The organism is Desulfobulbus sp. (assembly GCF_030824455.1).
GTDB lineage: Bacteria > Desulfobacterota > Desulfobulbia > Desulfobulbales > Desulfobulbaceae > Desulfobulbus.
Window position 1 is genome coordinate 1 of sequence record NZ_JAVBXR010000043.1, and the last position, 8,690, is coordinate 8,690.

Annotated in this window: 6 protein-coding genes; 5 read left to right on the forward strand and 1 reads right to left on the reverse strand. The window is 56.7% G+C overall.

Features of this window, described 5'->3' with window-relative positions; translation table 11 throughout:
* Positions 1-204 precede the first annotated feature (204 nt).
* Complete coding sequence (locus RCH93_RS07205; RefSeq protein ID WP_306547656.1) at positions 205-531, forward strand: hypothetical protein; 327 nt, start codon at positions 205-207, stop codon at positions 529-531.
* Here the strand turns inward: RCH93_RS07205 and RCH93_RS07210 are convergent.
* Entirely contained in the window at positions 528-671 is a 144-nt protein-coding gene (locus tag RCH93_RS07210; RefSeq protein WP_306547657.1) for a hypothetical protein, read from the reverse strand. The genes RCH93_RS07205 and RCH93_RS07210 overlap by 4 nt on opposite strands.
* Before the next feature lie 324 nt (positions 672-995).
* On the opposite strand from RCH93_RS07210, the gene RCH93_RS07215 reads away from it, so the two are divergent.
* From RCH93_RS07215 to RCH93_RS07230, 4 genes are all read left to right on the forward strand, one after another.
* Positions 996-3,071: a bifunctional diguanylate cyclase/phosphodiesterase gene (locus RCH93_RS07215; protein ID WP_306547658.1), complete on the forward strand. Its 2,076-nt coding sequence runs from the start codon at positions 996-998 to the stop codon at positions 3,069-3,071.
* A gap of 193 nt (positions 3,072-3,264) precedes the next feature.
* Positions 3,265-4,149 carry a hypothetical protein gene (locus RCH93_RS07220; protein WP_306547659.1) on the forward strand — a complete coding sequence of 295 codons (885 nt, stop codon included), beginning with the start codon at positions 3,265-3,267 and terminating at the stop codon, positions 4,147-4,149.
* A gap of 88 nt (positions 4,150-4,237) precedes the next feature.
* Positions 4,238-5,320 carry an ATP-binding protein gene (locus RCH93_RS07225; RefSeq protein ID WP_306547660.1) on the forward strand — a complete coding sequence of 361 codons (1,083 nt, stop codon included), beginning with the start codon at positions 4,238-4,240 and terminating at the stop codon, positions 5,318-5,320.
* Positions 5,321-5,435: 115 nt separating this feature from the next.
* Positions 5,436-8,471, forward strand: a complete 3,036-nt coding sequence (locus RCH93_RS07230) for a chemotaxis protein CheB (protein ID WP_306547661.1) — start codon at positions 5,436-5,438, stop codon at positions 8,469-8,471.
* The last annotated feature ends 219 nt before the right edge of the window (positions 8,472-8,690 follow it).

The following is an 8,690-nucleotide window of genomic DNA, read 5'->3' on the forward strand; positions in this document are numbered from 1 at the left end:
CGCTTTTGCCAATGCTTCTTTCGCCTTTGCTAAAACTTCCTTGCCGCTTGCTGGTCGTGCCATACACCCACCTCCATTGATGGGCATATTATATCACTTTTGCTTTAGAAATGGAATAAGGCGTGTTCGCACAACAGGCGATCAACAAATAAGCCCGCTACAGCGGCGAGCGCGTCCACCGCGTGTCCTCAAGAGGACTGAAGAATGAATCGAAAAAAAAGCGTTCTGCATTGCATGATTGGCGTTTTGTCCTTGTCGGCCGTGATCGCGGCGGCGGCGGATCCGTCGCCGGTGCAAAAAATTGCCGCGACGCAGGGCCAGGAGCAGGTCTACGGCAGCCAGCTTATGACCCTTGAAGAGCGCGCCGAATATCACGGCGCAATGCGCGCCGCGAAAACGGTCGAGGAACGAGAACTTCTTCGCAAAGAACAACACCAGCGGATGGATGCGCGCGCCAAGACCCGCGGCGTGACCTTGGCCAACGAACCCCTCGTCAGAGGCGAGGGCCTGAACCGTGACGGCCATCGCTAGGCTTTGTGCAGCACCCCTTTGATCAGGTTTTCGACCCCGACCTTAAGCTGACCATTGCACTGATGACGGCCTGGATCGAGCAGGCTGCGTTGTCGGCGCAGCCCCCCTCTTCCTGGAAAATCTTCTGCGTTCTTGGCCACCGGTGAAAAATCCTGCCTATCTGGTCAAGGAATTGTTCACCGGCGACGGGAACGCGGTTGTTCCCTGCGCCTTTCGCGGCGCTGAGCGTATTTTCCCGAGCGTGAACAACGCGCGATCTGTTGCAATTTTCTTCGGAAAAAAGAGCGCCCTGCCGACCAGCGCCCTTTTGCCCGCTCCTGTTTCACACCTTGCAATATATCGATTTTACAGGGCAAACTGGACGAGCATTCTCGACCTTTGCGAGCATGGCAAGCCAGACTTCACCAAAATATGCATCACGGCCGCCTCCGCATGGATTGTCGCGCTCAAAGGAGAAGAAGAACATGGCGAATCGAGTTTTGATTGTCACCGGCAACGCCGACGATGCCAAAACGCTGGAGAAGGTGCTCGACAATGCACGGGACGGCCTTTTTACCGTCGAGTGGGTGACGCAGTTGTCTGCGGGGCTTGCCCGCTTGCGTGCAGGCGGCGTCGATGCCGTCATTGCCGATCTCTCGCTGGCCGACAGTCAAGGCATCGACACCTTTGACCAGCTGTTCGCCGCAGCGCCGCACACGCCGATAGTGACGCTCAGCGCGGCGGACGACGAAGCATTGACCACAATGTCGGTGCAGCGCGGCGCCCAGGGGTATCTGTCGAAAAGCAATCTGGACAGTTACCTGACGCCGCAGTCGCTCCATAACCTTATCCAGCGCAAGGCCGTCGAAGAAACCTATTTCCTGGAAAAAGCGCGCGCCGAAATCACCCTCAATTCGATCAGCGACGCGGTGATCGGCACGGACATGACGGGCAACGTCGATTATCTCAACATTGCCGCTGAAGGCATGACCGGCTGGTCGCGGGAAGAAGCGCGCGGTTATCCCATCGGCGAGGTCATGCGCATCATTGACAACGCCAGCCGCGAACCCAAGCCAAATCCGATTGAATTAGTGTTGCAGCAAAACACAGCCATGGCCCTCACCCAAGGCACGATTCTGATCCGCCGCGACGGCCAAGAAGCAGCCATCGAAGATTCTGTTGCGCCTATCCATGATTGGGACGGCAAACTGACCGGCGCGGTGATTGTGTTTCACGATATTTCGGCCGCACAGTCGATGGCCTTGAAAATGGCGCATCTGGCGCAACACGATTTCCTCACCAATTTGCCCAATCGCGTCCTGTTGAATGATCGGGTGGCGCAGGCCATTGCCCTGGCCAAACGACGCGGCACCCATCTGGCCCTCTTGTTTTTGGATCTGGATCATTTCAAGCACATCAACGATTCGCTTGGCCATGCGGTTGGCGACCAATTGCTGCAATCAGTCGCAGATCGGCTGTGCGCCTGTGTGCGCGGCTCCGACACGGTGAGCCGGCAAGGCGGCGATGAATTTGTGATTCTGGTGACCGAGGACAAATTTGCGGAAAAGGCGACCCTGGTTGCCGATAAAATTCTCTCGGCTCTGGCGGCCCCGCACCTCATTGGCGAGCACGAACTGCATGTAACCACCAGCATCGGCATCAGCATCTATCCAGAAGACGGCAAGGATGCGGAAACACTGCTCAAGAATGCGGACACCGCCATGTACAGCGCCAAGGAGAAAGGCCGCAACAATTCGCAGTATTTCAAGCACGACATGAACGTCCGCGTGGTCGAGCGCCAGGCCATTGAAAATGGCCTGCGACATGCGCTGCAACGGCAAGAATTTGTCTTGCACTACCAGCCTAAAATCAATCTGGAATCCGGAGCCATTGCCGGCGTTGAAGCCCTGCTGCGCTGGAATCACCCGGAATGGGGCATGGTTTTGCCCGGTCGATTTGTGGAGATCGCCGAAAGTTGCGGCCTGATGGCGCCCATTGGCCGTTGGGTGCTGCGGGAAGCCTGCACCCAGGCCAAGCGCTGGCAAGACGCCGGGCTGGCCCTGGATTCGATCTCGGTCAACATCTCTGCACAGGAATTTTGCGGCAAGGACTTTGTGGACGGCGTGCGCGCCATTGTATCCGAAACCGGCCTAGCCCCGGCCTGCCTGCAACTGGAAGTAACCGAACGCGTCTTGATGCGGGACGCCGAATCCAGCATCGCGATACTGGAGCAACTCAGAGAGATGGGGGCGCAGGTGGCGGTTGACGATTTTGGCGCCGGGTTCTCCAGCCTGAGCTACCTCACCAAATTTCCGATCAATATCCTCAAGATTGACCCTTCCTTTGTGCAGGACATTGGTTCCGCCAAGGGTCACGGCATTATCGCCGGCGCGATCATTGCCATGGCGATCAGCCTTAAGCAACGGGTGGTGGCCGAGGGCGTTGAGGACGAGGAGCAACGGGCTTTCCTCAAAGCGCTGCATTGCGACGAAGGACAAGGCTACCTGTTCAGCAGGCCGCTTGCCGCCGAACAATGCGCCTTGCTGCTGCGTCGATCCTGAGCTGAAACCGGCGCACGAGAGAAGCGTATCCCGGCGGGCGTGATCGGCGTGATCGTCGTCATCTTCCAATTGGCCCGAGAGCTTGGCGCACTGCCAGCAAGGCGCAACCATGAGACGCCGCAATCACTAAAGAAAATTGGCGCCCAATGAAAATTGGGCCCAACCCAACCCAACCGAATCAAGAGGCCGCCCAATGAAAAAAATATGCTTCGCACTCATGCTGCTGACTTCAGTCGTCATCCTGCCGCATTCGATCAGGGCGGAGGTCAACGTCAGCATCGGATTTGCTCTGCCGGCGCCGGTGGTGTTTGACGCGCCGCCAGAGATGATCGTCCTGCCTGACACCAACAATGTGTACGTTGCGCCTGACAGCGACTTTGACCTGTTTTTCTGGAACGGCTGGTGGTGGCGTCCTTGGGAAGGCCGCTGGTATCGATCACATTCGTACAATCGGGGCTGGACCTATTATCGCAAGGTTCCCAGCTTTTATTACGACGTTGACCCCGGCTGGAGAGGCTACTACCGCGACCGCAATTGGTCTGGAAACCGGTGGGAGTATGAACGGATTCCCAATCAACGGCTCCACAACAACTGGAAAAAATGGCAGACCAATCACTATTGGCAAAAGAATAAAACGTGGGGGGTGGAGAACCATCAACCCAGACCGCAACAACAGACCCAGGAAATACGGCGTCAAAGACAAGAACATTATCAACAACTCCCTGAGGTGCAGCGACATCAGCAGCTCATCCAGGAACAGCAGCAGCAGATTCAGACGCCTCAACGACGACCTCAGGCTCAGCGGCAACCACAGCGGGTGCAGCAGGCGCCTCACAAACAGCCACAAGCGGCAGAGCGGCAGATCCAGGCGCCTAAACGGCGTCCCCAGGCTCAGCAACAACACGAGCAGGAGCAAAACAAACGGCAGCCGCAGGTGCAAAGACAACAGGAAAAACAAGTTCCCCAACGTAATGACGCGCACAGTCGGGACCGGCAGGACCAGAAAAAATCACCGCCCCAACAACTGTCTCAAGAAGAACAGGACAAGCAAGCAAGAATGACAGGCAGAGGACAATAATGGCGGGCAAGTAGCCGGCCTCCCTGCGCTTTCACAACATATTTAGCCGGATTCGGCAGCAACAGAGTCACGGCAAGCAAGGTAGAGTATGAAAGACAACACCCAGGCGCTTCTATCGCCTGAAGAATGCAAACAGCAATTTATTGACCTCAGCGGAGTGGAGTTTGAACCGGACATTGCCGCCAACCTTTGGCCCATGGTGTTGAAACACAAATGGCTGCTCTCGGAAAAACTGTATCGCGACGTAGGGTTACGAACGGCCTGCATCGACTTCCTGGATAATATGGAACACGCTCCCGATGAGGAAGAAGCCCACAAGCGGCGAAGCATCTTAAACGAGATGGGCGCCCAGACTATGAGCAGGGAGATGTGGGACACCATTTCCGATTCCCAACCCCCCAAGCAGTTGGTGCAACGCAAAATCATTCTCCCCCTGATCGAGGCCGGCCTTTCCCAAAAACACGGGGTGGTCCCCCCGAAGACAATCCTGTTTTTTGGCCCTCCAGGCACCGGAAAAACTCATTTTGCCAAGGCCATTGCCGGGGCCTTGTCCTGGAAATACATTGAGATTGTGCCCAGCATGCTGATGGTGGACGGCGTTGAAAAAATCGGCGCCAATCTGCGCGAGCTGATGGAAAAGGGGCGCGACCTTGACGAGGTGGTCCTCTTTATCGATGAATTTGAAGAGATTGCCGGGAGTCGTGACGTGGGCGACCGGATTGACAAGTCGATCACCAACGAGTTTCTCAAGCAAATTTCTTTACTCAAAAATCAAAAAAACAAAATCCTCCTGGTCTGCGCCACCAACTACATTCGACAATTGGATGCGGCCATGCTGCGACCAGGAAGATTTGATTGCATCATTCCGGTGGGTGGCTTAGATAAGGAAGGTAGGACTACAATTCTCGAATATTATCTTGCAAAATTAAACACCGGCGACGTCAATGTAGAGCAGATTGTTGAACTGACGTCCGGATTCACTCCCGCAGACATCCAGTATCTGTTCCAACAGGCCGCCCATTTTGCTTTTGAACAGGAACTTGCCAGCAAAAAGGACTATCTGGTCACAGCAGAGACGTTCGTTCATATCTTGCCGAAAGTTCCGCCTTCTTTAAGCGACGAAGTGATTGACGAGTTTAAAAAAGACAGCGTCAGCTTTTCTCGAGTTTGAGAGAAAGCCTTTGAAGTGTTGAAGTGCGCCCGGTGCGGTTGCCCGCCCTCCCCTTCCATCTTTGACGGCCGCTGACCAACATCATCAAGACGGTTTATCAGGTGAGAAGGCCACTATGGCAAAACGCAAACAGGATTCAACCGCCGTTGCGGACGCATCAGGCGACGCCAAGGCCATCGAGGCGCCCAGCAGCGGCGAACAAACCGTTGCCGCGCACGAGACGATCAAGGACCAGACCGTCAGCTTTCCGATTGTCGGCATCGGCGCCTCGGCCGGAGGGCTGGCGGCTTTCGAGTCGTTTTTCTCCGGCATGCCGGTCGACGCGGATCCCGGCATGGCCTTTGTCCTGGTGCAGCACCTGGCGCCGGACCACAAGAGCATCCTCACCGATCTGATCCAACGCTACACCCGCATGCAGGTCTTCGAGGTCGAGGACGGCATGGTGGTGCGTCCCAACTGCACCTACATTATTCCGCCCAATCGCGACATGGCCTTTCTCGGCGGCGCCCTGCAACTGCTCGAGCCGACCTCCCCCCGTGGACAACGCCTGCCGATTGATTATTTCTTCCGCTCGCTCGCCCAGGATCAGCACGAACGAGCCATCTGCGTTGTGCTGTCCGGCACCGGCAGCGACGGCGCCCAGGGCGTGCGGGCGATCAAGGGCGAAGGCGGCATGGCCATGGCCCAGAATCCGGCGACCACCGAGTACGACGGCATGCCGCGCAGCGCCATCGCCACTGGTCTGGTTGACTTTGAGCTGCCGCCGGCCGAGATGCCCGCGCAGTTGATCGCCTATGCGGCCCACGCCTTTGGCAAAGCGCCGAAGTTGGCCGCCGCGCCGTCGCCCAAAAGCGAGAACGCGTTGAAAAAAATCTTTATCCTGCTGCGCGCCCAGACCGGGCACGATTTCTCGCAGTATAAGCCAAGCACCATCAACCGCCGGATCGAGCGACGCATGGCGCTCCAGCAGATCGACACCATGGAGAGCTATGTTAAACATGTGCAGCAGACACCAACCGAGGTGGAATCCCTTTTTCGCGACCTGCTCATCGGAGTCACCAATTTTTTCCGCGATCCGCCGGTTTTCCAGGCGCTTGAGGAAAAAATTATGCCGCAACTCTTTGTCGGCAAACCAATCGGCGGTTCGATACGGGTCTGGTCGCCGGGATGCGCCACCGGCGAAGAGGCCTATTCCCTGGCCATCCTCCTTGCCGAGCAACAGGAATCGCTGAAACAGAGCTGCAAAATCCAGGTGTTTGCCACCGACATTGACAACCAGGCGATTGCCACGGCCCGCGTTGGACTCTATCCGGCCAGCATTGCCGCCGACGTCTCGCCGGAACGGTTGGCGCGTTATTTTTCGGCTGAGGCCGACGGCAGCGCCTATCGCATCCACAAAACCATCCGCGACATGTTGATTTTTTCCGAACAGGATGTGATCAAAGATCCGCCGTTTTCCCGACTCGACCTGATCAGCTGCCGCAATCTCCTGATCTATATGGGTACGGATTTGCAGAGGAAATTGATCCCGCTCTTTTACTATGCCCTTAATCCAAGCGGTTTTCTCGTGCTGGGTACCTCCGAGACCGTGGGCGATTTCGGCAATCTTTTCACCGTGCAGGACCGCAAGATAAAGGTCTATCAGCGCAAGGACACGCTGCACGGCGCCTCGCGCATCGGGCTGGGCAGCTTTCTGCCCCCCCAAACGGCCATGGATGCGGCATTACCTCAGGCTGTTGCCGGAATAATGCCCAATCGAAAAAAGCTGACGCTGCGCGAATTGACCGAACAGGCGCTTTTACAGCAACTCGTCCCGTCCGGCGCACTGGTCAACGTCCACGGCGACATTCTCTACCTGCACGGCCGCACCGGGATGTACCTGGAACCGGCGGTGGGCGAGGTGGGTGTCTACAATATTTTAAAGATGGCGCGGGAGGGCTTGCGGCACGAGTTAACCTCAGCCCTGCATAAAGTGGCTGCAGGCATGGAGATTGTTCGCAGTCCAGGGCTTCGGGTCAAGACCAACGGCAGCTTCACCCCGGTCAACCTGATCGTTCGACCGGCGCAGCCAAATGCAGAGGCAGCCTCCGAACCCCCGTTATTCCTGGTTATCCTGGAAGAGGCCCCGCCAGAAACTGACGTGCAGACTCCGCGCAGTCCAGACTTAGGCGCCGACACGCAGGTTGCAGCGCTCAAGCAAGAATTGCGCGCCAAAGAGGAGTACCTCCAGACAACCAACGAGGAGCTCAAATCCTCCAACGAAGAGATGCAGTCGATCAATGAAGAATTGCAGTCCACCAACGAGGAGCTGGAGACGTCAAAAGAGGAGCTGCAGTCGGTCAACGAGGAACTGGCAACGGTCAATGCCGAACTGCAAAACAAGGTGGCTGACCTGACCCGCGCCAACAACGACATGAACAACCTGTTGGCCGGCACCGGCATCGGCACGGTCTTCGTCGATCACGGGCTGCGCATCCTGCGCTTCACCCCTCCCGCCACCAAGATCATCAACCTGATCCAGAGCGACATTGGGCGGCCGGTAGGCCACATCGTCTCCAACTTGGCTGGCTACGACTCGCTGCTGGAGGATACGCGAGCCGTTCTGGACACTTTGGTTCCCAAAGAGGTGGAAGTTCACTCCCTGGCGGGGATGTGGTACGCCATGCGCATCCTGCCTTACCGCACCCTGGAGAACGTCATCGAAGGGGCGGTCATCACCTTTACCGACATCACCGAGAGCAAGCAAATAAAGGCGGCCCTCAGCGAGGCGCATGCGCATCTGGCCGAGGCTGTTGTCGCCACGGTGCGCGAACCGTTACTGGTGCTGAACGCAGACTTGCGGGTGATCTCGGCAAATCCTGCTTTTTACGGCGCCTTTCAGATGACGCCTGAAACCACTCTCGGACAATTGCTCTATGACTTAGACGACCGGCAATGGGACATTCCTGCGTTGCATGCACTGCTGGGAGAAATTCTGTCCCATAATGCCGTGTTCAACGATTTTGAGATGACCCACGAATTTGAAACGATTGGCAAGCTCACGCTTCGGCTCAACGCGCGACGCATTTTCACAGAGCCGGGTCAATCCGAGCTGATTTTGCTGGCGATTGAGAATAACCCCACCCCAGAATCGGGCAAGCAATTGGGATGATGCGAGCGCAAACCGGCGTATAATCGAGTGATTGGCCCTTTTCGAGCTCTTAGCGCAGCCTTTGGCAAAATGATCGTAAAGACGTGAGCCCTCCTCAGCCAACAAAAAAAGCCCTTAGTGCAGCATAGCTGCACTAAGGGCTTTGGTAAAAAATCGGCGGCGACCTACTCTCCCACATAGTCTCCCATGCAGTACCATCGGCGCTGAAGAGCTTAACTT

Bases quoted from the DNA above. Each gene is read 5' to 3' on its own strand.
- RCH93_RS07225 (WP_306547660.1), top strand. From the start codon at position 4,238: ATGAAAGACAACACCCAGGCGCTTCTATCGCCTGAAGAATGCAAACAG.
- RCH93_RS07205 (WP_306547656.1), top strand. From the start codon at position 205: ATGAATCGAAAAAAAAGCGTTCTGCATTGCATGATTGGCGTTTTGTCC.
- RCH93_RS07230 (WP_306547661.1), top strand. From the start codon at position 5,436: ATGGCAAAACGCAAACAGGATTCAACCGCCGTTGCGGACGCATCAGGC.
- RCH93_RS07215 (WP_306547658.1), top strand. From the start codon at position 996: ATGGCGAATCGAGTTTTGATTGTCACCGGCAACGCCGACGATGCCAAA.
- RCH93_RS07220 (WP_306547659.1), top strand. From the start codon at position 3,265: ATGAAAAAAATATGCTTCGCACTCATGCTGCTGACTTCAGTCGTCATC.